Here is a 24,069-nt window from a genome sequence, read left to right as displayed (position 1 = left end):
TGTCCCTGGCCGGTGGCTGGCATGCTCTACTTCCTCCAGCAGGTCCTGAACGGACTGCACTCGGGCGCGCTCTATGCGCTCCTTGCCTTCGGTTACGCGCTGACCAACGGCATCCTGCACCGGACCAACCTCGCTTATGGCGCACTCTTTGCATTCTGCGGACAGACGATGATCCTCGCCGCAGTCTTCGGCTATCAGATCCTGTGGCTGACCTTGCCGGCCACCATCCTGTTCGCGGCAGCTTTGACGTTCGCCTATGCCGCAGCCGCCAGCCATCTGCTGGCGCGATCGCTGTTCGAGCCACTTGCGGAAAGCTCGCCCAACACGATCGCGGCTGCGACGCTGGGGGTGGCCCTGGTCATGACCGAGCTTGCCCGCATCGCGGCCAACACACATGACGTGTGGCTGCCGCCGATGCTGGGCACGCCCGTCGTCTTCGCCGAAGCCGGGAGCTTCAAGGCGACGCTGACGGTCATCCAGCTTTTGAACTGCACTCTCGTTGTGCTCGTCTTGATTGCGGGATCGTTCGTCCTTGGCCGATCGCGCTACGGCCGGTTGTGGCGCGCCGTCTCCGACGATCCGCATGCCGCTGCCATGTGCGGAGCCGATGTCCGCAGGGTTTTCCGCACTGCGGTCGTGGCTGGCGGGCTTTGCGCGGCACTGGCCGGGATACTCGCGGCCCTCTACTACGGCAATCTCGGCTTCGGTGCCGGCCTGATCTACGGCCTGAAGGTCCTCTTCATCACCGCTGTGGGTGGCTACCTCTCCCCCACCAGAGCCGCGACAGGCGCCGCGGCCTATGGTTTGGCCGAATCGTTGTGGACCGGATACTTCACGGTCGAATGGCGCGACGCCTGGATGTTTCTCTTCCTGGTTGCAGTCCTGGTCCTCGTCGGAGCCGGACGCGACAACCGCCGGACCGTCTGATTTCATTAAACTTTCGTCGCATGTTTCGGCTTGCGGCTTGCGAAAGTTGGGGGCTGGAATAATTCCAGCCCTCCGACGCTTCTGGGCTGTGTTGACCCACGGACCAGACGCAGCATACCGTTGGTCCAAGCAGGCGCGGCGCAAAAATGGGGAGCGGCACGCCCTGCCCGTCAGGGAGGTTTTGTATGGAAGGGCTTCTGGCTCTGTCCCGGGGCATTGATCGCCTCAACGAATTCATCGGAAAATGGGTTTCATGGCTGATCCTGGTGTCGATCCTGGTCAGCGCCGGCAACGCCATCATCCGTAAGCTTTTCGACGTGTCGTCGAATGCCTGGCTCGAGTTACAATGGTATCTGTTCGGCGCGGCCTTCATGCTGGCAGCCGCCTATACGCTCAAGCAGAACGAACACATCCGCATCGACATCGTCTACGGCATGTGGTCACGCCGTGTGCAGCACTGGATCGACCTGATCGGCCATCTCTTCTTCCTGATGCCGTTCGTGCTTCTGATGGTCTACATGTTCGTGCCCTATACCCTCCACTCCTTCCAGTCAGGTGAGGGTTCCACGAATTCCGGCGGCCTCATCGTCTGGCCAGCCAAGGCCATCCTGCTGGTCGGATTCACCCTCCTGGCGCTGCAGGGCATTTCGGAAATCATCAAGAAGATCGCCATTATGCGCGGCGACATGGAAGACCCCAACCCATTCGTCTCCGCGCACGAACAGGCGGAACTCGAGGGCAAGGCGCTGGCCGACGAGGTGCGCTCGTGATCGCCTTCATCGCACAGAACATGGCGCCGATCATGTTCGCCTCACTGATCGTCTTTCTGCTGTTCGGCTACCCTGTTGCCTTTTCGCTGGCGGCAAGTGGCCTTCTCTTCTTCGCCATCGGCGTGGAACTGGCGCCGTTCTCCGGTGGTTCGATCAACCTGTCCTGGCCACTGCTCTGGGCATTGCCCGAGAATTTCTACGGCAACCGGGTGATGTCGAACGATGTGCTGCTGGCCATCCCGTTCTTCACCTTCATGGGCATCGTGCTGGAACGTTCCGGCATGGCGGAGGATCTGCTCGACACGGTCGGACAACTGTTCGGTCCGATCCGTGGCGGCCTGGCCTACGCCGTCATCTTTGTCGGCGCCCTGCTCGCAGCCACCACCGGTGTGGTGGCAGCCTCGGTCATCGCGATGGGCCTGATCTCGCTGCCGATCATGCTGCGCTATGGTTACGACCGGCGCGTCGCATCCGGTGTCATCGCCGCATCCGGCACGCTGGCGCAGATCATTCCACCTTCGCTGGTGCTGATCGTGCTGGCCGACCAGCTCGGCCGTTCGGTAGGCGACATGTATGCCGGCGCGCTAATCCCCGGTCTCGTGCTGACCGGGCTCTACATGCTCTACATCCTGGTGATGTCGATCATCCGGCCGAATTCGATGCCGGCGCTGCCTGAGGAGGCACGCACGCTCGGCAAAGGTGTGCTGTCCCTGGTCGTCGCGCTGCTGGCAGCTGGCATCATCGGCTATGCTGCCTACCGTTACCTCGAACCAACCCACGGCGCCAACGCGGATATTCTTGGCGCCACCATCGCGGTTGTCGTGATCTATGTTGTAGCCGTTGCCGACAAGGCACTGAGCCTCAATGTGATGTCCAGGCTGGCGCAGCAGGTGGTGATCGTGCTGATCCCACCGCTGGCGCTTATTTTCCTGGTGTTAGGCACCATCTTCCTCGGCATCGCCACGCCGACGGAAGGCGGCGCAATGGGCGCTGTCGGCGCGCTGGTCATGGCCGGCTTCAAGAGGCGACTGACCCTGGATGTCATCAAACAAGCGCTCGCATCGACAACCAGGCTGTCATCCTTCGTGCTGTTCATCCTCATCGGTGCCCGCGTCTTCTCGCTGACCTTCTATGGCGTGAACGGCCATCTGTGGGTCGAACACCTGCTGGTCTCGCTACCCGGCGGTGAGCTCGGCTTCCTGATCGTCGTCAACGTTCTTGTCTTCGTGCTGGCCTTCTTCCTCGACTTCTTCGAGCTGGCCTTCATCATCGTGCCGTTGCTGGCACCCGCGGCAGACAAGCTCGGCATCGACCTCGTCTGGTTCGGTGTGCTGCTCGGCGTCAACATGCAGACGTCCTTCATGCATCCACCTTTCGGTTTCGCGCTGTTCTACCTGCGCTCGGTGGCGGCTCGTGTGCCCTATCTCGACCGTATTACCGGCAAGCAGATTGCGCCGGTCACGACCGGCCAGATCTATTGGGGTGCGGTTCCATTCGTCTGTATCCAGGTGCTGATGATCGCCCTCACCATCGCCTTCCCGCAGATGGTCATGCACTACAAGGGCAAAACCGTCGATCCGAGCACGATCGAGATCCAGGTCCCCGAACTGCCTGGCATGGGCCTGCCCCCGCTCGGCGCGCCAGGCGGGGATCAACACCGGCACAACCTGCCGCCCCGGGCACGGACCTGTCACAGCCGCCGAGCTTCGGCGGCGACCAGCCAGCGCAGCCGGCACCTTCGGCACCGGATCTTTCGAAGCCTCCCAGCTTCAACTGATCCAGCGACCAACTGAACACCAACAAAAAAGCCCGAAGCGTCGCTCCGGGCTTTTTTACTAAGGTTGCGCTGATCAGAGCTTGTTGCCGCGCTGCTGTATCATCATGAAGGTGTCGTAGTTGTATTCAGCGACCTGCGCCCAGAGATAATGCTCCTTCCGGAAGCCCTTGATCGATTCCCAGATCTTCTTGAAATCAGCGTTGCCGGCTTCGATCTCGGCATAGACCTCGTTGGCCTTCTCGAAACAGGCCGCCAGGATTTCCTGGCTGAACGGCCGCAGCTTGGCGCCGGATGCGACCAGCGACTTCACGGCGCCGGGATTCACATAGTCGTACTTCTGCAGCATGTTGGCGTCGGCCGCCTGCGCTGCCGTATGAACAAGCGACTTGTAGTTTGCCGGCAGTTCCTCGAACTTCGCCTTGTTGAACAGCAGATGGACGGTCGGGCCGCCCTCCCACCAGCCGGGATAATAATAATAGGGCGCCACTTTCTGGAAGCCGAGCTTCTCGTCATCGTAGGGGCCGACCCATTCGGCCGCATCGATGGTGCCCTTCTCAAGCGCCGGGTAGATGTCGCCGCCGGCGATCTGCTGCGGCACGACGCCCAGCTTCTCGACCACCTTGCCGGCAAAGCCGCCGATGCGCATCTTCAGGCCCTTCAGGTCGGCAACCGTGTTGATCTCCTTGCGGAACCAGCCACCCATCTGGACGCCGGTGTTGCCGCCTGGCAGGCCATAGAGGCCTTGCTTGCCAAGGAACTCGTTGAACAGCGCGATGCCGCCGCCATGGTAATGCCAGGCATTCATGCCGCGCGCGTTGAGCGCGAACGGCACGGCCGCTCCCAGCGCCCAGGTCGGGTTCTTGCCCCAGTAATAATAAGCCACGGTATGGGCGGCTTCGACGGTTCCAGCCGCAGCAGCGTCCGCAGCCTGAAGTCCGGGAACCAGTTCGCCCGAAGCAAAGACCTGTACGGTGAAATTGCCGTCGGTCGCCTCCGAAACCATCTTGGAAAACACTTCGGCACCGCCGTAGATCGTATCCAGCGACTTCGGGAAGGACGAGGTCAGGCGCCAGGTCACTTTCGGATTGGATTGGGCGATAGCCGGAGCCGCGAGCGTCGTGGCGACGGCCGCCGCTCCCGCACCGGTAACACCGGCTTTGCGGATGAACGAACGACGATCCATGAAGTTCCTCCCTTTTTTGGATCAACGGGCAATATGAAAATAAAGAAGATTTCCCCGATTTCGGCGGGTTGTACCGGGCAAGACAATACACGCCGTTCCCATCGTGTCCAGCGAGCGGCAGGGGCTGTGGAGCAGCCTTTTCCAAGCTCTGCGACTATAGTCTAACGAGCGGATCGTGCATGGCTTGCATGTCTTGGTGAAGCCATAAACTTGTCGTGGAAAAGCGCCTCAGCATCGCCTATTTTATAGGCATTCCAGTCTTGGACCCTAACGGAACCCGTAGCCAAAATGCAGCAGCCGCTCGTCGCAGTCTCGACCGATGTCCGCCAGTTCGACAACTACACCTGGCATGCAGCACCCCGGCAATATCTGGAAGCGGCTATCGCCGGCGCCGGTGTGTTTCCGGTCCTGGTTCCTTCCTTCGGCGATCGGCTCGATCTCGACGAGCTGCTGTCGTCGGTCGACGGTGTGATGATGACCGGCTCCAAGTCGAACGTGCACCCCTCGCTCTATGGCGGCGACGCCAGCGAAGCCAACGGCCCCTATGACCCCGACCGCGATGCGACGACTTTGCCGCTTATCCGCAAGGCGATCGAACGTGGCGTGCCGCTGCTGGCCATCTGCCGCGGCATCCAGGAAATGAACGTCGCGCTCGGCGGCTCGCTCGCAACCGAAATCCAGGAGCGTGAAGGTTCGCTCGATCATCGGGCACCCGTTTCGGACAATCAGGACGAACGCTTCGCCATCCGCCAGAGCGTCAGCATCAAGCCGGGTTCGTGCCTGGCCGGTGTCTTCGGCGCCGGCGACGTCATGGTGAATTCCGTGCATCGCCAGGCTGTCGATCGGCTCGGAACGAAGCTCCAGGTCGAGGCGGTGGCAACCGATGGCACCGTCGAGGCCGTGTCCGTGCGTGATTCCCGCTCGTTTGCCGTAGGCGTGCAGTGGCATCCGGAATATTGGGTGAAAAGCGATAGCGTCTCACAGCGCGTCTTCAAGGCCTTCGGCGATGCCGTGCGTGCGCATGCGGCCGCCCGGGCTGCGACGCGTGCCGCTGCCGAATAGCTTTCCGGATTACCGGCCGCACCAGCCTTACGGGTGCCGTGTTTAGGTGGTTACCCCGCGACCAGATCAGCCTCAGCGCCTCTCGGCTAGAATGCGATTTCCATCGCATTCTATTTTTCGGTTCGCTAAAGTAGAACCGGGGTTGAGGGTGACTGGTGGCATTCAACGCGAAAGAAATTGCCGGACATCCGGCCCTGCATCGTATTGTTCGCAGCCAGGCGAAAGCACTGTTGGCTGCCTATCAAAGTTCACCCCGGCTCTCTTCGGTGTTCGCCACGCAGCAGCGCTGGCTGATGGCGCATGCTGGACTGGCTCTCTACTTTCGCCAGGGCGCGATAACGACCGCGCGTTTCCTTCAACTGATCGAACTGCATTCCGTAGCAAGCAAGAATACGGCCGATGCCTTCATGAAGGAAATGCAGCAATACAACTACGTCGAATCTCTTCCGGACAATACCGACCGCCGATCGAATCCGCTGCGTCCAACCCCCCAGGCATTGGAAACACTGGCTGCCTGGGCGATGGTCCATCTCACAACGTTGGATGGCTTTGACGGTGGCCGGCGGCTGGCAACTTTTGCCGCCAGACCAGACGCGCTCGCCCGTCTGGAACCTCTGATCGCCGATGGTTTGCTCACATCGGAGCCGGTGCGTACTCCCGAAAAGACCTTTTCGCTGTTCACCTGGCTGAACAATGGCGGCGTGGTCATGGAATGGTTGATTTCGAGTGTCGATCCAGCCCTCTCCAGCCAGGACCACATTCCGACCGGCGTTTTCTCGGTTAGCGAATTCGCCAATCTGTTGAAGCTCTCCCGCACCCATCTGGCGCGCAAGCTGCGCGAGGCTGAAGCCCTTGGCAGCATTGGCTGGCTAGGGAAGCGTGGCAACTCCACAATGTGGGTATCGCGCGACTTCTATCGTGAATACATGGACGCACAGGCCGTGAAGCTGGCCATTATCGACCAGGCCTATGAAGACAGCCTGACCGACATTGCATGATCGCGCGAGGCCTAGCTGGCCAGCCTCGCCGCATGCCACTTCAAATGATCATCCATGAAGGTCGAGATGAAGTTGTAGGAATGGTCGTAGCCATCCTGCATGCGCAGTTCCAGCAGAACTCCGGCCTTCTTGCAGGCATCCTCCAGCAACCAGGGCCGCAGGCCTTCGTCGAGAAAACCGTCAGCCGTACCCTGGTCGACCAGGAATTCCGGAAACCGCTCACCATCCTTGAGCAACAGCGTGGCATCATAGGCACGCCAGGCGTTCTCGTCGGCCCCGAGATACTTCTCCAGCGCCGGCTTCGACCAGCCGGCGGTCGTCGGTTGCACGATCGGTGCGAAAGCCGAGCAACTTCGGAAGCGATCGGCGTTCCTGAGCGCAATGGTCAGCGCGCCGTGGCCGCCCATCGAGTGGCCGAAGATTCCCTGCCGCGCCATGTCTGCCGGGAAGTTCTGCGCGATCAACGCCGGCAATTCTTCAGCGACATAGGAATACATGCGATAATTCCTGGCAAAGGGCTCCTGCGTGGCATCGACATAGAAGCCGGCACCCAGGCCGAACTGCCAGTTGTCTTTCTCGTCTGGCACGCCCTCGCCGCGCGGGCTGGTGTCCGGGCAAACGATCATCAATCCGAGTTCGGCCGCCATCCGCCGATATTCGCCCTTGTCCATGACGTTTGCATGGGTGCAGGTGAGACCCGACAGATACCAGAGCACCGGAACAGGGCGATCCTTCGCCCGCGGCGGAACGAACACGGCAAAGGTCATGTCGCACGCGCAAGCGTCCGAGGCATGCGAATAGACGCCCTGGATACCACCATGCGACTTTGACGTGGAAACGGTCTTCATCGGCCCTGTCTCAATCAACGTATCTGGAAATATGCGTGAAGGGCGCCCGACATAATGCCGAGCGACCCGATGTGATGATGCCGAAGCGATCAGTAGACGACCACGCTGCGGATGCTCTTGCCTTCATGCATGAGATCAAAGCCCTTATTGATCTCCTCGAGCTTCAGCGTGTGGGTGATCATCGGATCGATCTCGATCTTGCCGTCCATGTACCAGTCAACGATCTTCGGCACGTCGGTGCGGCCACGAGCCCCGCCGAAGGCCGTGCCCATCCAGGTGCGCCCCGTCACCAGCTGGAACGGACGGGTCGAAATCTCCTGGCCTGCACCGGCGACGCCGATGACGACAGACTTGCCCCAGCCGCGGTGCGCTGCCTCCAGCGCCTGGCGCATCACCTTCACGCTGCCCGTGCAGTCGAAGGTGTAGTCGGCGCCGCCGATCTGGTCGGCGCCACGCTTGGTCAGGTTGACCAGGTAAGGCACGATGTCGCCGTCGATCTCTTTCGGATTGACGAAATGCGTCATGCCGAAACGCTCGCCCCAGGCCTTCTTGTCGTTGTTCAGATCGACACCGATGATCATGTCGGCGCCAGCCAGCTTCAGGCCCTGGATGACATTGAGCCCGATGCCACCAAGCCCGAAGACGACCGCGGTCGCGCCCTCCTCCACCTTGGCGGTGTTGATGACGGCGCCGATGCCGGTGGTCACGCCGCAGCCGATGTAGCAGATCTTGTCGAACGGTGCGTTCGGATTGACCTTGGCCAGCGCGATCTCGGGCAGCACGGTGAAATTGGAGAAGGTCGAGCAGCCCATGTAGTGGAAGATCTTGTCCTTGCCGATCGAGAAGCGCGAAGTGCCGTCCGGCATCAGACCCTGACCCTGGGTCGCGCGGATCGCGGTGCACAGATTGGTCTTGCGCGACAGGCATGACGGACAGGAGCGGCATTCCGGCGTATACAGCGGAATGACGTGGTCGCCCTTCTTCAGGCTGGTCACCCCCTTGCCAACATCGACGACGACGCCCGCGCCTTCATGGCCGAGGATCGCCGGAAAGATGCCTTCCGGGTCGGCGCCGGAGAGCGTGAATTCGTCAGTGTGGCAGATGCCGGTGGCCTTCACCTCTACCAGCACCTCGCCTTCGCGCGGCCCTTCCAGGTCCACCTCCATGATCTCAAGCGGCTTGCCTGCGGCAACTGCAACGGCGGCGCGGGTTTTCATGCTTCTTCTCTCCAACAGGCTTTTGGCCGGACTTGCGTCCGACGGACTCGGTCGCACCGGACGACATTGCGAACCAGGGCTCAAGCTAAGGTCCTCGCGCACCGGAAGCGGTCGTATCAGCGACGCATCATCCCACGGATACGAAGACCGATCCGCCAGACGTGCACTGTTGATTGTTAGCGGAGCATGGATGACAGGGCCAGCCCGTCAGACACAGCCTGCATAGACAATTGGTGGGAGCCTCCCACCAATTGTCTGGCTGCCCGGATTACACGCGGGCCGTTGCCAGCGGTGCGCGGAAGCGCTTTAGTCGCAGCGCATTGCTCAGCACGAAGACACTGGACAAAGCCATGGCCCCGGCAGCCAGCATCGGCGACAGCAAGGTCCCGTTCACGGGATAAAGCAGCCCCGCCGCCACCGGCACCAGCGCAGCGTTGTATCCAAATGCCCAGAACAGGTTCTGGCGGATGTTGCGAATGGTCGCCTTGGACAGGGCAAGGGCATTGGCAACACCGACGAGGTCGCCCGACATCAGCACGACATCCGCACTTTCAATGGCGATGTCCGTGCCGGTGCCGATGGCGATACCGACATCGGCGGCAGCCAGCGCCGGCGCATCATTGATGCCGTCACCCACGAAGGCAACTCGGACACCACCACAGGCTAGCCGTCGTATCGCCTCGACCTTGCCATCTGGCAGCACCTCGGCAACCACCTCATCGATGCCGATCTGCCGGGCGATCGCCTTGGCCGTGTGACGGTTGTCGCCGGTCACCATCACGACTTTCAAGCCGAGTGCCTGCAGCGCCTGGATAGCCGCCGGTGTCGACGGCTTGATGGGATCGGCGACTGCGATGATCGCGGCAAGCTCATCGTCGATGGCAGCATAGAGCGGGCTCTTGCCCTCTCCCGCCAACCGTTCGACCACCGGCGCGAAAGCCGAGACGTCGAGGCCAAGCCGCGCCATCAGCCGATCGGCACCAACTTCCACCTGCCGAGTTCCGATCCAGGCCCGCGCCCCGAAACCGGGAATGGCTTCGAAGTCGTTGGCTGCCGCAAGCGTCAGGCCCCGTTTTTCGGCGGCCCTCACGATCGCCTCGGCAACCGGATGTTCCGAGCGGGTTTCGACTGCGGCAACGAGGGCAAGCACCTCGGCCTCCTCGAAACCATCCGCGACGATGAAGTCAGTGAGTTCAGGCCGGCCTTCGGTCAAGGTGCCGGTCTTGTCCAATGCGATGACCGACGCATCACGCAATGTCTGCAGCGCATCGCCCTTGCGGAAAAGCACGCCCATCTCCGCCGCGCGGCCGGTGCCGACCATGATCGAGGTCGGAGTCGCCAGCCCCATGGCGCATGGGCAGGCAATGATCAGCACCGCGACCGCATTGACCAGTGCGAACGACAATGCCGGATCCGGCCCGAAGAAATACCAGACGCCGAAGGTAGCGAGCGCGGCAGCCATCACTGCCGGCACGAACCAGGCCGTCACCTTGTCGACCAGCGCCTGGATCGGCAGCTTGGCGCCCTGCGCGGTCTCGACCATGCGGATGATCTGCGCCAGCAGCGTTTCGGAACCCACCTTGGTGGCGCGGAACGAGAAACTGCCGGTCTTGTTGATGGTGCCTCCCACCACCTCGGCGCCGATGCCCTTGGACACTGGTACCGGCTCGCCGGTGATCATGGCTTCGTCGACAAAGGAAGAGCCTTCGACGATCTCGCCGTCGACGGCGATCTTTTCGCCAGGGCGTACCACCACGATGTCGCCGGCGCGTACATCCTGCAGCGGCACCTCGACGGCAGCACCATTCCGCATCACGCGCGCCGTCTTGGCCTGCAGCCCAACCAGTTTCTTGATCGCTTCGCCCGTTCGCCCCTTCGCGCGAGCCTCGAGAAACCGGCCGAGCAGGATCAGCGTCACGATGACGGCTGCGGCCTCGTAATAGACATTGGCTGTGCCTGTCGGCAGTATTCGCGGCAGAAAGGTTGCGACCACCGAATAGGCCCAGGCGGCACCGGCCCCCAGCGCCACCAGCGCATTCATGTCGGGCGCCCCCCTGAGCAAGGCCGGCACGCCCTTGGCGAAGAAACGCAAACCAGGTCCGAACAGCACCAGCGTGGTCAGGACGAACTGCAACCGCCAGTTCCAGACACCGAACGTGCCCATCACCCAGTGATGAAAGGCAGGTACCAGATGCGAACCCATTTCCAGCACGAAGATCGGCAGTGTGAAGACGAGCGCCACAGCCAAGGCCCGTTGCAGGGAAGCGATTTCCGAGGCGCGACGGTCGACCTCCCGACCGTCGGCTGCTTCGGAGACAACAAGCCGCGCTTCGTAGCCCGCTGCATGCACTGCCGCTTCAACGGCGGATATCGCCGCCGCGCCGGCGACGATCGTCACCGTCGCCCGTTCGGTCGCAAGGTTGACGCTGGCATTGGTAACACCGGACACCGCCTTCAGCGCACGCTCGATGCGTGCCACGCAGGAGGCACATGTCATGCCTTTGATCGTGAACTCGATCGTCTCGCTACGTGCCTGATAGCCAGCTCCTGTCACCGCGGCCAGAACCGGAGCGAGATCCGGTTTGCCCGAAAAAGCCACCTCGGCACGTTCCGTCGCCAGATTGACGCTGGCGGATGCAACGCCAGGTGCGGCCGCAATGGCTTTTTCCACGCGCCCGACACAGGAGGCGCAGGTCATGCCTTCGATACCGAGTTGAAAGATTGTGCCGGCCTTCGGCGTGGCGGCAGGGAACATTTTCGGGGCAACGGCGTTCATGGCTGCAACTCTCTTCTTGAGTGGTTGCCCAGGGAGATAAAGCTTCCAGTCATGGGAAGGTCAAGGGGCTTCGCGACCGATGACATCGCAGAAGCAATGGCCTTTGTCGCCTGCAAAAAAGCGCTTGACCTTACGATGACGGGAAGGTGCAGATCGTAAAGCCTGAGTTTGATGAGCACGCCAAAGCCACTGCTGCAGCGCAGTTGCAGCAAGACTATTGGCCAGAAGGAACAAGGGCGATATGGCCGACGAACACAGCCGGATTTCGGTATCGCAGCACGGCCTCGGTCCCTTGCAACGCGCCTGGATGTCGCAGGAAGAAGCGACCGCTGACCGATCAGGCCTTGTCGCCGAGACCACCCACGGTGGCGATGACTTCCTCGGCCATGCGCTTGAAACGAGCGCTGGGGCCTTCCTGCCCTTCGCTCTGGCGGCTGATCCGCGCACCTTCCAGCAGCAACCCCAGCATATCGGCGGCCAGTTCGGGCTGATCGAGTCCGGCACGGGCACAGAGCTTGGCCAGATAGTTGCGGTGGTTCTTCTTGACCTCTTCGATCACCCGTTTGGCCGGATGATTGTCATCGGCCAGCTCGACGGCCGTGTTGGCCATCTCGCAACCGCGCCAGTCGTCGCTGATGCATCCGGCGGCATTCTGGATCCAGGCGTGCAGCTGCGCCTTCGGATCACCGGGATGCTGGTGCTCCAGCTCATCCCACTTCAGATAGGATTCCTTGGCGGCGCGCTGCAGACATTCGACGATGAGATCGTCCTTGGAAGCAAAATGACGATACAGCGTCATCTTGTTGGTGCCGGCAGCCTCGGTGATCGCTTCAATACCCACGCCGCGTACGCCGTGCTGGTGAAACATCTCCCGCGCGGTGGTCACGATGCGCTCCCGTGGGCGCGCACTCACACGATCGTTATGATCACTATTGTCAGCAGTCTGAAAAATTTGATCGCTCATGGCTTGACGTCGGTGTTACCGGTCAGTAACTATCTGGCTGTTACCGAGCGGTAACATTTCATAATACCCCCGTCAAGGTCGACCATAGGCCAAGCCGGACAAGAATGATGGAACAGGGTGAAGGCCGCAAACACGGTCTTCGCCGAGCGCTTTTTTATTGCCTGGATCAGCCGGGAGACGAAATGATGGCATCCTATTCGAAGGCCCTGACCATTGATCAACTGCTGAACGACCCGATGACGCTTGCCGTCATGCGGGCTGATCGCGTCGATCCAGCTTCGTTGAAAGCCCTGCTTGTCCTCACCGCCGCGCGTCTGCGCGACGCCGACGACCACCCCAATTTGCCAAGAACCGATCCCGCATTCCTCCCAAGGGATCCCCTTGCCACTACTCGAAAAGCCGTTTGAACATGGTCAATTTCTTTCTCCAGAGACCGATCTTCGCCTCGGCGATCGCCATCATCATGGTGCTCGCCGGGCTGATCGCCTATTATCTTTTGCCGGTTGCGCAGTTCCCCAACATCGCGCCTCCCCAGGTCGTCGTCAGTGCCGTTTATCCCGGCGCGAGCTCCCAGGTTGTCGCCGATACGGTGACGACCCCGCTCGAACAGTCGATCAACGGCGTCGAAGGCATGACCTACATGTCCTCGGCAAGCTCGAATGACGGCTCCGCGCGCATCACCGTCACCTTCGACGTCGGCTATCCGCTCGATATCGCTGCAATGGACGTCCAGAACCGTGTTTCGCAGGCAGCTTCCTCCCTGCCGGCCATCGTCAACCAAGCCGGTGTCACCGTCAAGAAACAGAATCCGAGCTTCGTGCTGATCGTGAACCTGACCTCGCCAGACGGCTCGGTCGATCCGGTAGCACTGAGCAACTATGCCTACCTGCAGGTCGCGGATCCGCTGAAACGCGTTCCCGGCGTCGGCGATGTGCAGATCTTCGGCGAGCGCCGCTATTCGATGCGCGTCTGGCTCGACCCGGACAAGCTGGCCAATCTCGGCATCACCGCCGTCGACGTGCAGAACGCCGTCGCCGAGCAGAACGTGCAGGTTGCAGCCGGCAAGATCGGCCAGTCGCCGGCGCCGGCAGGCACTGCTTTCGAAATGCAGGTCAACGCCACCGGCCGTCTCTCCGACCCCAAGGAATTCGGCAACATCGTCGTACGGGCCAATTCGACCAGCGGCTCGCTGGTGCGCCTGAAGGACGTCGCGCGCATCGAACTTGGGTCGCTGCTCTACAATTCCTCGACCTATGCCAACGACAAACCGACCGTGGTTATCGCGACCTTCCAGATGCCGGGCTCCAATGCGCTGGAGCTGAAGAAGAACATCGAAGCCAAGATGAAGGAACTGTCGGCTCGCTTCCCGAAGGGCATCGAGTACACGATCTTCTACGATACGACCAAGTTCGTGTCGGCTGCCATGGAAGACGTGGTCAAGACCTTGCTCGAAGCGCTGGTCCTGGTCGTGGCCGTCGTCTTCATCTTCCTGCAGAACTGGCGCACCACACTCATCCCGATCATCGCCATCCCGGTCTCCCTGATCGCGACCATGGTGGTGATGCTGGCGCTGGGTTTCTCGCTCAACATGCTTTCGCTTCTCGGCATGGTGCTCGCCATCGGCCTCGTGGTCGATGACGCCATCGTCGTGGTCGAAAACGTCGAACGCCAGCTCGAAGCCGGCCATCCCCCGCTTGAAGCAGCCCGACTGGCAATGAAGGAAGTCACCGGCCCGATCATTGCGACCACAGCAGTGCTGATGGCTGTGTTCATTCCTGTCGCCTTTATTCCGGGCGTTACCGGCCAGCTCTACAACCAGTTCGCCTTGACTGTCGCGATCTCTGTCGGCATCTCGGCGTTCAACTCGCTGACGCTGTCACCTGCCCTGTCGGCAGCCTTCCTGCGCCATCGGCCGCCATCGACGTTTTTCCTCTATCGCTGGTTCAACGACGGCTTCACCTGGCTGTCGCACGCCTATTCGGAAGCAGTGCGTGGTTTCATCAAGTTGCGCTGGCTGATGATGGGCGTGTTTGTCGCGCTGATTGCCGCAACGTATCTCGTCTCGACACGCATTCCGTCGGCCTTCCTGCCGGTGGAGGACCAGGGCTATTTCTTCAACATTGTGCAACTGCCTGACGGCGCTTCACTGGAGCGCACCGACGCAGTTGCCAAGAAAGTTCGCGACACGGTGCTGGCCACACCCGGCGTCGAGTATGCCATCACGATTGCAGGCTTCAATTTCCTGACCTTTGCCAACCAGTCGAACTCGGCAGCGGTGTTTGCGATCCTCAAACCTTGGGAGGAACGCAAGGGACCGGGCTTGAGCGCAACGGAGATCGTCAATTCCGTACGTCCGAAGTTGTTCGGCATGCCCGATGGACTGGCGCTGGCATTTGAACCGCCTTCCATCCAGGGTCTCGGCACGACCGGAGGCTTTGAATTTCAGGTCGAAGATCTGGCTGGCCATGGTGCCAATGCCGTCAACGACGCGACCCAGGCATTGCTCGCAGAAGCCCGCAAGCAGCCGGAACTCAACCCGCAGACGCTGTTCAGCACATTCTCGACATCGACGCCGCAGTTCAACTTCGACCTCGATCGCAACAAGGCAAAGCTGCTTGGCCTTGCCCTGCCGGATGTGTTCAACACACTGCAGATCTACCTCGGCTCGCTCTATGTGAATGACTTCAACATGTTCGGCCGTACCTTCCGTGTCACCATGCAGGCGGACAAGGCGGCACGCGCCGAAGCTGCCGATCTGAGCAAACTTTATGTGCGCAACAACACCGGTCAGATGGTGCCATTGTCGACGCTCGGCACGATGAAATCCATTGTCGGGCCGGAGACGGTGACACACTACAACAACTACGGTTCCGCCCTCATCAACGGCAACGCAGCGCCCGGTTTCTCTTCGGGTCAGGCGATCGAGGCGATGCAAAGGGCGGCCGCGACCGCACTTCCGAACGACTTCGGCTTTGAATGGACCGGCATCACCTTCCAGGAATTGAAGGCAGGTTCTGTTGCGATCTTCGTCTTCGCGCTCGCCATCGTCTTCGTGTTCCTGATCCTGGCGGCGCAGTATGAGAGCTGGTCGATGCCGTTCATGGTCATCCTGTCGGTGCCGACCGCCTTGTTCGGAGCGTTGCTGGCGATCTGGCTGCGCGGCATGCAGATGGACGTCTATTCGCAGATCGGCTTCGTCATGCTGATCGGCCTGGCCGCCAAGAACGCGATCCTGATCGTCGAGTTCGCCAAGCATCTGCGCGAACAGGGCATGAGCATCGTCGAAGCAGCCATGGAAGCCGGCCGCCTGCGCCTGCGCCCGATCCTGATGACCGCCTTTGCCTTCATCCTCGGCGTCGTACCGCTGATGCTGGCGACGGGTGCCGGTGCTGCCAGCCGTCAGTCGCTGGGGACCGCCGTATTCGGCGGCATGCTGGCGGCCACCATCCTGACGCTCGCCTTCGTTCCCGTCTTCTACGCCATCATCGAACAGTGGCGGGAAGGCAAGGCCGGCGCGAAAGCCGAACATACCGAAACATCCCATGCGCCGCATGGTGGCGAGCAACCCTCGCCGACCCATGTCCCGGCGGCAGAATAACGGAGCCAGTCCATGCGTATCTGGAAAATCACCACAGCCGTCGCCGTCATCGCCGCGGCGGCAGCCTATGTCCACTTCAACGGCGAGCCCACCTTTCTGAACGGCCTTATCAGCAAGCCGGCCGACGCGGCAGCTCCCGCACAAGCCATGCAGGCGATGCCGGTGCCAGTAGCCACGGTCGTGAAGAAGACCTTGCCGGTCTATCTCGACTACACCGCGCGCGCCGAGGCCATCCGCAGCGTCGCGCTGCAGGCCAAGGTCTCCGGCTACATCCTCGAGCAGGCAGCGGAAGACGGCGCCGACGTCAAGAAAGGCGATACCCTCTACCGCATCGATCCGCGTGACTATCAGGTGGCGCTCGATCAGGTGAAGGCTCAGGCCCAGCGCAACCAGGCATCACTCAGCTATACCAAGGCGAGCCTGACCCGCGGCAACGACCTGATCAAGACCGGTTTCCTGTCCAAGGACGGTTTCGATCAGCGCAGCAGCACCATGCAGCAGGGCGAAGCAACTGTGGCCGCAGACAACGCGGCGATCCAGGCGGCCGAAATCAATCTCGGCTACACCACGATCAAGGCTCCCTTTGACGGTCGCCTCGGCCGCAACCAGGCACCTGTCGGTACCCTCGTCAATGTCGGCGGCACCTCGCTGAACACGCTGGTCCAGGTCAGCCCGATCTACGTCACCTTTACGCCGAGCGAGGGCGATCTGGCGCTCATCCAGAAGGCAAAGGCCAGCGGACCGATCGTTACCGAGGTGACCATCCCCGGCGACAAGACGCCGCCGCGCAAGGGCGAGCTCACCTTCATCGACAACAGGATCGATGCCGCGACTGGAACCATTGTGGCGCGTGCCACCATCGGCAATGACGACCGATCGCTGCTGCCGGGTCAGTATGTGAACATCCGCCTGCAGATCGGCGAAACCCCGAACACCTTGCTTGTGCCGCAGATCGCGCTCGGTTCCAACCAACTCGGCAAGTTTGTCTATGTCATCGACGAAGGCAACAAGGTTGGAATGCGGCTGGTCGAACTCGGTCAGACCGAAGGCGAACTGATCGCCATCACCAAGGGCATCACTGAAAACGACAAGATCATCAGTGGCAATCTTCAGAAGATCGGGCCGGGCATGCCGGTAAACCCCCAAACGGCAAGCCCGACTCCGCCCCCGGCGTCCTGACCATCAGGGCACCGGAATGGTCCAGCCGGTCACTGCGGTGACCGGCTGGACTTTTTTTGTTGGCGCGAAACGCGGGCGGGATTCTATCGTCCCGGACGTTCCTCAGATGACGAAAAACCAGTTGGCGACCAGCACGACAGCCAATCCGGCAATGAGTGTCAGATAAGGCAGGATACCGGCCTTGCGAACCTTGAGGTCGTCCTGGAGATGCCGAGATCGTCGAGCATATGTTCCGGGAACTTGCCACCGTCCTGGATGTAGTGGCGGAAGCAGAATACCGGAATGATCAAGGCGGCGGCGATGAAACCGGCCCACAATGCCCATGGGTTCCAGACCTTGGCGCCGGCGCCCATGAAGATGGCATTGACGTAGGAAAGCAGGCCGCCGACCGCGATCAGCAGGGTCGGCGCCCGCCACGGCCGATGGATATGGCCATTGTCGATGCGATGGATCCAGCCCGAATTCAGGTTCAGGAAGTTGAAGATGATGTAGCCGCAGTTCGACACGGCCAGCACGAAGAAGAAGCTGGTTGCATCGGCGGCGGCAACGGCCAACAGGAAGACGTTGAAGATCAGGTCGGTCCACATCGCCCGCGTCGGCGCGCCATGTTCATTGGTGTGGTTAAGGTAGCGCGGCAGCCAGCCGTCGACCGAACCCTGGTAAAGCGTGCGCGATGAGCCTGCCATGGCCGTCATGATCGACAGCATCAGCGCCAGGATCATCAACATCACCATGATCGAGGTGACGAACCCTGCCCCGCCGACCATCTGGGCCATTGCCTCCGCGACACCTGAGCCGTCGACGATTGGCGTCGCCAGCATGCCGTTGAGCCCCAGGACGCCCTGGAAGGTGAACGGCACCAGCGTGTAGAGCGCGAGGCACAGCAGGCCCGAATAGAAGATCGCCCGCACGGTGTCGCGGCCCGGATTCTTGAATTCGCTGGTGTAGCAGATCGCAGTCTCGAAGGCATATGCCGACCAGGCGGCGATGAACATTCCGCCCAGCACCAGCGTCCAGCCGGCGACGTTCCACGAGCCCGGCTCCGGTGCATAGGCGGCGGCCAGCGGCACCAGTGGCGAGTAGTTCGCCCAGTTGATCTGACCGGTGATGATCGGCACGACACCGACGATCAGCATCGGAATGATGACCACGAGGCCGATGAACTTCTGGACGCTGGCAGTGCCCAGAATGCCGCGATGCTGGATCGCGAAGGTCACCAGCATCAGGATGACGCCGATGAAGAAGACGGAGTTGAGCGAGAAGCTCACCGGTCCGAGCGTGCCGTGGAACAGCGTCCAGCTGCGGATGGCGGGAGTCCCTGCAGCCGTCAGAGCGGCAATGGCGTCGGCCGCGACTTTGCCGGCATTGGCCGGGTCCGCCAGCCATGCCACCACTTCCGGCGAAGTATCGCTGAAGCCGGGGATCGGCGCCAGGGCGTTGAGAATATAGGCCGCAGCGATCGAACAGCCGAGCGAGAGCACCGGCGTCCAGGCAAGCCAGTTGCACCAAACCGACAGCGGCGCGATGAATTTCGAGTAGCGCAGCCATGCCGTGGCGCCATACACCGAAGCACCGCCCGACTTCGAAGGGAACAGGCCGGCGATCTCGGCATAGGTGAAGGACTGGATCAGGCCGAGAATGATGGACGCCGTCCAGATCAGATAGGCCGGCGTGCCCACGGTGCCGGCAATGCCACCGATTGAAAACAGCACCAGCGCTGGCACGCCGCTGGCCACCCAGAAGGCGCCACGCCAGTCGATGGTGCGATGAAGTTGGCCGTCTCCGGCGTGAGTTGGAGCAGCAGCAGTTGTTATCGTCATTGTTCAGCTTCCCCTCGGGCTCTGTCGAGCACTTCCCCTGGCTCTCGTGGAGAATCCCGCACGGCCGTCTCAGCCGCGCGGGATCGGCGGTCGGTCCGTGGTCAGAACACGAAGTACCAGTTGGCGATCAGCACCACGATCAGCCCGGCGATCAGGGTGAGGTAAGGCAGGATGCCGGCCTTGCGCTCGCGCAGATTGCTCTCGGTCATGCCGAGATCGTCCAGCATGTGATCCGGGAATTTGCCGCCGTCCTGGATGTAGTGACGGAAGCAGAACACCGGGATGATGAGGGCGACGGTGGCAAGCCCCGCCCACAGCGCCATCGGGTTCCACACCTTGGCGCCGGCGCCCATGAACACGGCATTGACGAAGGCGAAGATGGTGCCTGCCGCCAGCAGCCAGGTCGGCGCGCGCCATGGCCGCTTGATGTGGCCGTTGTCGATACGGTGGATCCAGCCGGCGTTCAGGTTGAGGAAGTTGAAGATGATGTAGCCGCAATTGGCGACGGCCAGGATGAAGAAGAAGCTCGTCGCATCAGCCGAGGCTATTGCCAGAACGCCGAGGTTGACGATCAGGTCCGTCCACATCGCCCGCGTCGGCGCGCCATGTTCGTTGACATGGCTGAGATAGCGCGGCAGCCAGCCGTCGACGGCACCCTGATAGAGCGTGCGCGAGGTACCCGCCATTGCGGTCATGATCGACAGCAGCAGGGCCAGGATCATCAGCATGATCAGCAGCGTCTTGATGAGGCCGCCGCCGCCGACCATCGAGGCCAGCGCGTCCGCGACACCGGAGCCGTCGACGATCGGCGTCGCCAGCATTCCGTTCAGGCCGAGGACACCCTGGAACGTGAACGGCACCAGGATGAACAGCAGGATGCAGAGCAGGCCCGAATAGAAGATCGCCTTGAACGTATCCGTTTCCGGGTTCTTGAACTCGCGTGTGTAGCAGACGGCGGTTTCGAAGCCATAGGTCGACCAGGCCGCGATGAACATGCCGCCCAGCACCAGGGTCCAGCCGGCGACGTTCCATGAGCCCGGTTCGGGCGCATAGGCTGCGGCCAGCGGCACGAAGGGCGAATAATTGGCCCAGTTCACCTGGCCGGTCAGGATCGGCGCGATGCCGACGATCAGCAACGGAATGATGACCAGCAGGCCGATGACCTTCTGCACATTGGCCGTGCTGAGGATGCCGCGATGCTGGATTGCGAATGTGCACAGCATCAGCACGGCACCGATCCAGAACGTCGCGTTGAGGGAGAACGATACCGGGCCAAGGGAGTGGGTGTAGAGGGTCCAGGTGCGGATCGTCGGCGTCGCCGCGGCGGTCACGGCCGCGATCGCGTCGGCAACACTGGTTCCCGCGTTCGCGGCCAGATAGGCGATCACCTCGGGCGAGGTTTCGGTGAAACCCGGGATCGGCGCCAGAGCATTGAGGATATAGGCTGCCGCGATCGAGCAACCGAGCGACAGCACCGGGGTCCAGGCAAACCAGTTGCACCATACCGACAGCGGCGCGATGAACTTCGAGTAGCGCAGCCAGGCAGTGGCGCCGTAGACCGACGCGCCGCCCGACTTGTTGGGGGAACAGGCCGGCGATTTCGGCATAGGTGAAAGACTGGATGAAGCCCATCAGGATGGACACCGTCCAGATGGCGAAGGCGATGTTGCCGCCGACGCCGGCAATGCCGCCGATCGAAAACAGCACCAGAGGCGGCACACCGCTGGCAACCCAGAATGCGCCGCGCCAGTCGATGGTTCGATGCAGGTTCCCACTGGCTTCGGCCACGTAGGTTTCATCCATGGCACTCATGGCTTGGTTCCCCATTGTTGACAGTCTCGTCACCGATATCGGGACGATAAAACAGGCACTGCGGTTTTCCGCTTAGTCTTATTTGTTTCCCAATAGTGAAGATCATCGGAATCCCGATCCTCGTCAAGCGATTTTCGATAAACCGGCAAAACGGCTGTGTTTTCGCGCCGGAGCGCAGGTCAGGCTCCGGAAATTCGCTCTTTCGGCCAATCCGGACACCACCCGAACGGGCGAGGAATCTACCCGTCCAGGCGTTTTCAGCGCCGGCGAAAGGAATATGCTGGTTCGACGCACTAGTATGAAAAAAACATTCATGCTAGGAAATAAGCCGCAATGTTTGTTGAGGAGGCAACGGACATTCTCAGTCTCGCGAAAATTGATGCAGGCTCGCTTGTCCCCCCGGTCGCGATCGTCAGGGACGCGAGGCCGTTCGACGCCCGCAGCGACGTCCACGAGCTGCTTTTCCAGCTGCTCGTTTCGGTGGTCAGGGAACGCGAACCTGAAATCGCCGAGATCCTGGTCGGTCGTGGTTCGCTCGATAGCCTGGCTGAGGAACTGCGCATCCCTGCCCTGCAGGCAACCGGTATCTGGTTTCAGCTGATTGCGATCGCCAGCGAACTTCAGGCCATGCGTACCAGGCGCGAGACCGAGCAGACGGAAAGCCCCGAAGAGGTCATCGGCTCCTTCGCCAACGTCATTGGAGAGATCGCCGCGCGCGGTTATTCCGCCGAGGCTGTCCAGGAGGCAATGAACAGTCTCATGGTCGGCCCGACCATGACCGCCCACCCGACCGAGGCCAAGCGTGTCACCGTGCTCGAAATCCACCGCCGCGTCTATCGCAAGCTGACGGAAATCGGGCAGTTGCGCTGGGCTCCCCGGGAGCGGGAAACGCTGGTCTGTGATCTCAGAAGCGAAATCGAACTTTTGTGGATGACGGGGGAACTCAGGCTGGAGCGCCCGACGGTCGAGCGCGAGATCGCCTGGGGACTTCACTTCTTTCGGGAAGTCCTGTTCGAGGCCACGCCACAGCTCTACGACCTCGTCGACGGCGCGCTGAAGCGCCATTTCCCCAACTATGCCCTCACCGTCCCCTCCTTCATGCGTTTTGCGTCCTGGATCGGCGGCGACCGCGATGGCAACCCGAATGTTACTGCCAGCACGACGGCTTACGCGCTTGCCGAAAACCGCGACGTGGCCATCCGCCTGTATCTCACCCAGGTGCGCCGCCTGGTTACCCTGCTCAGCGTCAGCACCAATGTCGTCGACATGCCAAGCGATTTCGGACCGGCCCTGGCGAAGGTGCTGCAGGCGAGTGGCTGCGGCGATGCAATCACAGGCCGCAACGTCGACGAGCCTTTGCGGCAGTTCTCCTCCGCGATGTTATGCCGGCTGGAGGCCATGACCGGCAAGGGCAGCGGCGTGCCCTACCCCAACACTGAAGCATTCCGATCGGATCTGGACAGCCTGGCTGACGTGCTCCATCTCATCGGAGGCAGGACGATGACGCAACGCCTCGTCAAGCCGTTGCAGCAACAGCTCGAGAGTTTCGGCTTCCACACCGTCGCGCTGGACATTCGCCAGAATTCGACCGTGGTGAACCGGGTTCTGGCCGAACTGTTTGTCGCCATGGACCCGCAGAACGAGCCGGTCACACCGGGCTCGCCACAATGGTCCGTTCGTATCCGTGACGTCATCCGCAAGGGTGAGTGCATCACCCTCGACCCGGCCGAACTCTCCGACGAGGCCCGCGAACTGCTTGATCTGTTCGGGGTGATCCGCGAAGCGTCAGCTGAAAAGAGCGGAGCCATCGGCGCGTTTATCCTGTCGATGACGCAATCGGCCGACGACATCCTGGCTGTCTATCTGCTCGGACAGCTCTGCGGGCTGGCAACGGCGTCGGATGGCTCGGGAACAATCAATCTCAGAGTGGTGCCGCTGTTCGAGACTATCGCCGACCTGCGCGCCGCGCCTGCCATCCTGGAACAGCTTCTTGGTCTTTCCATAGTGCGCCGGTCGATCCGCGACTTCGGCAATCGCCAGGAAATCATGCTGGGCTATTCCGACTCCAACAAGGACGGCGGCTTCCTGCAGCGAACTGGGAGCTCAGCAAGGCGCAGAAACAGCTGACGAAGCTGGGCCGCAAGCACAAGGTGCGGATTTCCTTCTTCCACGGGCGCGGCGGTTCGGTGAGCCGTGGCGGCGCACCCACCGGCCGCGCCATTGCCGCGCAGCCGGCCGGCACGGTTGACGGCTCCATGCGCGTGACCGAACAGGGCGAAGTCGTCTCGTCGAAATTCGCCAATCGCGGCACCGGTCTGCACCAGCTCGAGATCCTTTCAGCAAGCGTCTTCGCGCACAGCGTGAAATCGCCCAACGAAGCCGAACTGCGGGACATTCCCGAATTCGACGAGGCGCTGGAAGCCCTTACCGGCATGTCGCTGGCCGCCTATGCCAGCCTGATCGGCGAGCCGGGTTTCATCGACTATTTCAACCAGGCGAGCCCTGTCGAAGAACTCGCCTTGCTGAAGATCGGCTCACGGCCTGCGCGCCGCTTCGGCGCCCGCGATATCGCCGATCTGCGCGCCATACCGTGGGTTTTCGCGTGGAGTCAGAACCGCCACCTGCTCACCGGCTGGTACGGCATCGGCAGCGCCATCAATTCTTTCGTCACGGTGCGCGGCGATGCCGGTCGCGACCTGCTGCGACAGATGTTCGAGCGTTCGCGTTTCTTCCGGCTCATCATCGATGAGGTCGACAAAACGCTCTACCAGGCCGACATGGAGATCGGCCGGCTTTATGCAGGCCTCGTTGCCGACAGCAACGTCGGTGAACGCATCTTCCGCAAGATCGAGACCGAATACGACCTGACCAGCACCATGGTGCGGTCGATCGTGGGGGACACCGACTTTGCCGCGCGTTTCCCTGCATTCAAGCGCAATTTCGACCGTTTGCGGCCAGAAATGGACAGCATCCACGCGCTCCAGGTGAAATTGTTGCAGGAAGTCCGTGACCAGGCCGCGAATGCTTCACCGTCTAAGCGGCCGGTCAACGCGCTCCTGCTTTCGATCAACTGCATATCCTCCGGTCTCGGCTGGACAGGTTGAAGACAGGATCGGCGCCAGGCGCCAGAAAGGATTG

13 protein-coding genes and 4 pseudogenes are annotated in these 24,069 nt (G+C 61.6%); 10 read left to right on the top strand and 7 right to left on the bottom strand.

Annotated features, from left to right (window positions below; translation table 11 throughout):
* Positions 1–21 precede the first annotated feature (21 nt).
* The 3 genes and pseudogenes from ACFJIU_RS02345 (at position 22) to ACFJIU_RS02335 (ending at position 3,474) form a co-directional block, all read left to right on the top strand.
* The gene (locus ACFJIU_RS02345; protein ID WP_379067138.1) at positions 22–927 is read left to right on the top strand and encodes a branched-chain amino acid ABC transporter permease; all 906 of its coding nucleotides are present in this window, start codon (positions 22–24) and stop codon (positions 925–927) included.
* Between the two features lie 185 nt (positions 928–1,112).
* On the top strand, positions 1,113–1,697 hold the full coding sequence (locus ACFJIU_RS02340; protein WP_379067136.1) for a TRAP transporter small permease subunit: 585 nt from the start codon (positions 1,113–1,115) through the stop codon (positions 1,695–1,697).
* A 20-nt stretch (positions 1,698–1,717) separates the two neighbouring features.
* Positions 1,718–3,474 (top strand): annotated as a pseudogene (locus ACFJIU_RS02335) (TRAP transporter large permease subunit).
* A gap of 73 nt (positions 3,475–3,547) precedes the next feature.
* Here ACFJIU_RS02335 and ACFJIU_RS02330 read toward each other — a convergent pair.
* On the bottom strand, positions 3,548–4,657 hold the full coding sequence (locus ACFJIU_RS02330) for a TRAP transporter substrate-binding protein (RefSeq protein ID WP_379067134.1): 1,110 nt from the start codon (positions 4,655–4,657) through the stop codon (positions 3,548–3,550).
* Positions 4,658–4,945: 288 nt separating this feature from the next.
* Between ACFJIU_RS02330 and ACFJIU_RS02325 the strand changes: the two genes are divergently transcribed.
* Entirely contained in the window at positions 4,946–5,719 is a 774-nt protein-coding gene (locus ACFJIU_RS02325; protein ID WP_379067132.1) for a gamma-glutamyl-gamma-aminobutyrate hydrolase family protein, read from the top strand.
* A 155-nt stretch (positions 5,720–5,874) separates the two neighbouring features.
* The gene (locus tag ACFJIU_RS02320) at positions 5,875–6,717 is read left to right on the top strand and encodes a hypothetical protein (protein ID WP_379067130.1); all 843 of its coding nucleotides are present in this window, start codon (positions 5,875–5,877) and stop codon (positions 6,715–6,717) included.
* A gap of 11 nt (positions 6,718–6,728) precedes the next feature.
* On the opposite strand, the gene fghA is transcribed toward ACFJIU_RS02320, so the two are convergent.
* From fghA to ACFJIU_RS02300, 4 genes are all read right to left on the bottom strand, one after another.
* Complete coding sequence (gene fghA, locus ACFJIU_RS02315; protein WP_379067128.1) at positions 6,729–7,565, bottom strand: S-formylglutathione hydrolase; 837 nt, start codon at positions 7,563–7,565, stop codon at positions 6,729–6,731.
* 89 nt (positions 7,566–7,654) lie between these two features.
* Positions 7,655–8,782, bottom strand: a complete 1,128-nt coding sequence (locus tag ACFJIU_RS02310) for an S-(hydroxymethyl)glutathione dehydrogenase/class III alcohol dehydrogenase (RefSeq protein ID WP_379067126.1) — start codon at positions 8,780–8,782, stop codon at positions 7,655–7,657.
* 268 nt (positions 8,783–9,050) lie between these two features.
* Entirely contained in the window at positions 9,051–11,537 is a 2,487-nt protein-coding gene (locus tag ACFJIU_RS02305) for a heavy metal translocating P-type ATPase (protein ID WP_379072920.1), read from the bottom strand.
* Positions 11,538–11,895: 358 nt separating this feature from the next.
* Complete coding sequence (locus ACFJIU_RS02300) at positions 11,896–12,522, bottom strand: TetR/AcrR family transcriptional regulator (RefSeq protein ID WP_379067124.1); 627 nt, start codon at positions 12,520–12,522, stop codon at positions 11,896–11,898.
* A 182-nt stretch (positions 12,523–12,704) separates the two neighbouring features.
* On the opposite strand from ACFJIU_RS02300, the gene ACFJIU_RS02295 reads away from it, so the two are divergent.
* From ACFJIU_RS02295 to ACFJIU_RS02285, 3 genes are read left to right on the top strand one after another with little or no spacing between them, the layout of a single operon-like run.
* The gene (locus tag ACFJIU_RS02295; RefSeq protein ID WP_379067122.1) at positions 12,705–12,929 is read left to right on the top strand and encodes a hypothetical protein; all 225 of its coding nucleotides are present in this window, start codon (positions 12,705–12,707) and stop codon (positions 12,927–12,929) included.
* 2 nt (positions 12,930–12,931) lie between these two features.
* Positions 12,932–16,120, top strand: coding sequence for an efflux RND transporter permease subunit (locus tag ACFJIU_RS02290; protein WP_379072918.1), 3,189 nt, complete (start codon positions 12,932–12,934; stop codon positions 16,118–16,120).
* A gap of 12 nt (positions 16,121–16,132) precedes the next feature.
* Complete coding sequence (locus tag ACFJIU_RS02285; protein WP_379067120.1) at positions 16,133–17,299, top strand: efflux RND transporter periplasmic adaptor subunit; 1,167 nt, start codon at positions 16,133–16,135, stop codon at positions 17,297–17,299.
* A gap of 102 nt (positions 17,300–17,401) precedes the next feature.
* Here the strand turns inward: ACFJIU_RS02285 and ACFJIU_RS02280 are convergent.
* Together ACFJIU_RS02280 and ACFJIU_RS02275 are read right to left on the bottom strand one after the other, a co-directional pair.
* A pseudogene (locus ACFJIU_RS02280) lies at positions 17,402–19,119 on the bottom strand (APC family permease).
* Between the two features lie 101 nt (positions 19,120–19,220).
* A pseudogene (locus ACFJIU_RS02275) lies at positions 19,221–20,751 on the bottom strand (APC family permease).
* On the opposite strand from ACFJIU_RS02275, the gene ACFJIU_RS02270 reads away from it, so the two are divergent.
* The gene (locus ACFJIU_RS02270) at positions 20,741–20,911 is read left to right on the top strand and encodes a hypothetical protein (RefSeq protein ID WP_379073286.1); all 171 of its coding nucleotides are present in this window, start codon (positions 20,741–20,743) and stop codon (positions 20,909–20,911) included. The pseudogene ACFJIU_RS02275 and the gene ACFJIU_RS02270 sit on opposite strands and share 11 nt — an antisense overlap.
* Before the next feature lie 353 nt (positions 20,912–21,264).
* Positions 21,265–24,035 (top strand): annotated as a pseudogene (locus ACFJIU_RS02265) (phosphoenolpyruvate carboxylase).
* The last annotated feature ends 34 nt before the right edge of the window (positions 24,036–24,069 follow it).

The sequence above is a fragment of the Mesorhizobium sp. UC74_2 genome, from assembly GCF_042701485.1.
GTDB lineage: Bacteria > Pseudomonadota > Alphaproteobacteria > Rhizobiales > Rhizobiaceae > Mesorhizobium.
Note: the sequence above shows the minus strand (reverse complement) of the source record. Positions and strands in the feature narration are given on the sequence as shown.

Bases quoted from the DNA above. Each gene is read 5' to 3' on its own strand.
- fghA (WP_379067128.1), bottom strand. From the start codon at position 7,565: ATGAAGACCGTTTCCACGTCAAAGTCGCATGGTGGTATCCAGGGCGTC.
- ACFJIU_RS02340 (WP_379067136.1), top strand. From the start codon at position 1,113: ATGGAAGGGCTTCTGGCTCTGTCCCGGGGCATTGATCGCCTCAACGAA.
- ACFJIU_RS02310 (WP_379067126.1), bottom strand. From the start codon at position 8,782: ATGAAAACCCGCGCCGCCGTTGCAGTTGCCGCAGGCAAGCCGCTTGAG.
- ACFJIU_RS02325 (WP_379067132.1), top strand. From the start codon at position 4,946: ATGCAGCAGCCGCTCGTCGCAGTCTCGACCGATGTCCGCCAGTTCGAC.
- ACFJIU_RS02345 (WP_379067138.1), top strand. From the start codon at position 22: ATGCTCTACTTCCTCCAGCAGGTCCTGAACGGACTGCACTCGGGCGCG.
- ACFJIU_RS02290 (WP_379072918.1), top strand. From the start codon at position 12,932: ATGGTCAATTTCTTTCTCCAGAGACCGATCTTCGCCTCGGCGATCGCC.
- ACFJIU_RS02300 (WP_379067124.1), bottom strand. From the start codon at position 12,522: ATGAGCGATCAAATTTTTCAGACTGCTGACAATAGTGATCATAACGAT.
- ACFJIU_RS02285 (WP_379067120.1), top strand. From the start codon at position 16,133: ATGCGTATCTGGAAAATCACCACAGCCGTCGCCGTCATCGCCGCGGCG.
- ACFJIU_RS02305 (WP_379072920.1), bottom strand. From the start codon at position 11,537: ATGTTCCCTGCCGCCACGCCGAAGGCCGGCACAATCTTTCAACTCGGT.
- ACFJIU_RS02330 (WP_379067134.1), bottom strand. From the start codon at position 4,657: ATGGATCGTCGTTCGTTCATCCGCAAAGCCGGTGTTACCGGTGCGGGA.
- ACFJIU_RS02295 (WP_379067122.1), top strand. From the start codon at position 12,705: ATGATGGCATCCTATTCGAAGGCCCTGACCATTGATCAACTGCTGAAC.
- ACFJIU_RS02270 (WP_379073286.1), top strand. From the start codon at position 20,741: ATGAAGCCCATCAGGATGGACACCGTCCAGATGGCGAAGGCGATGTTG.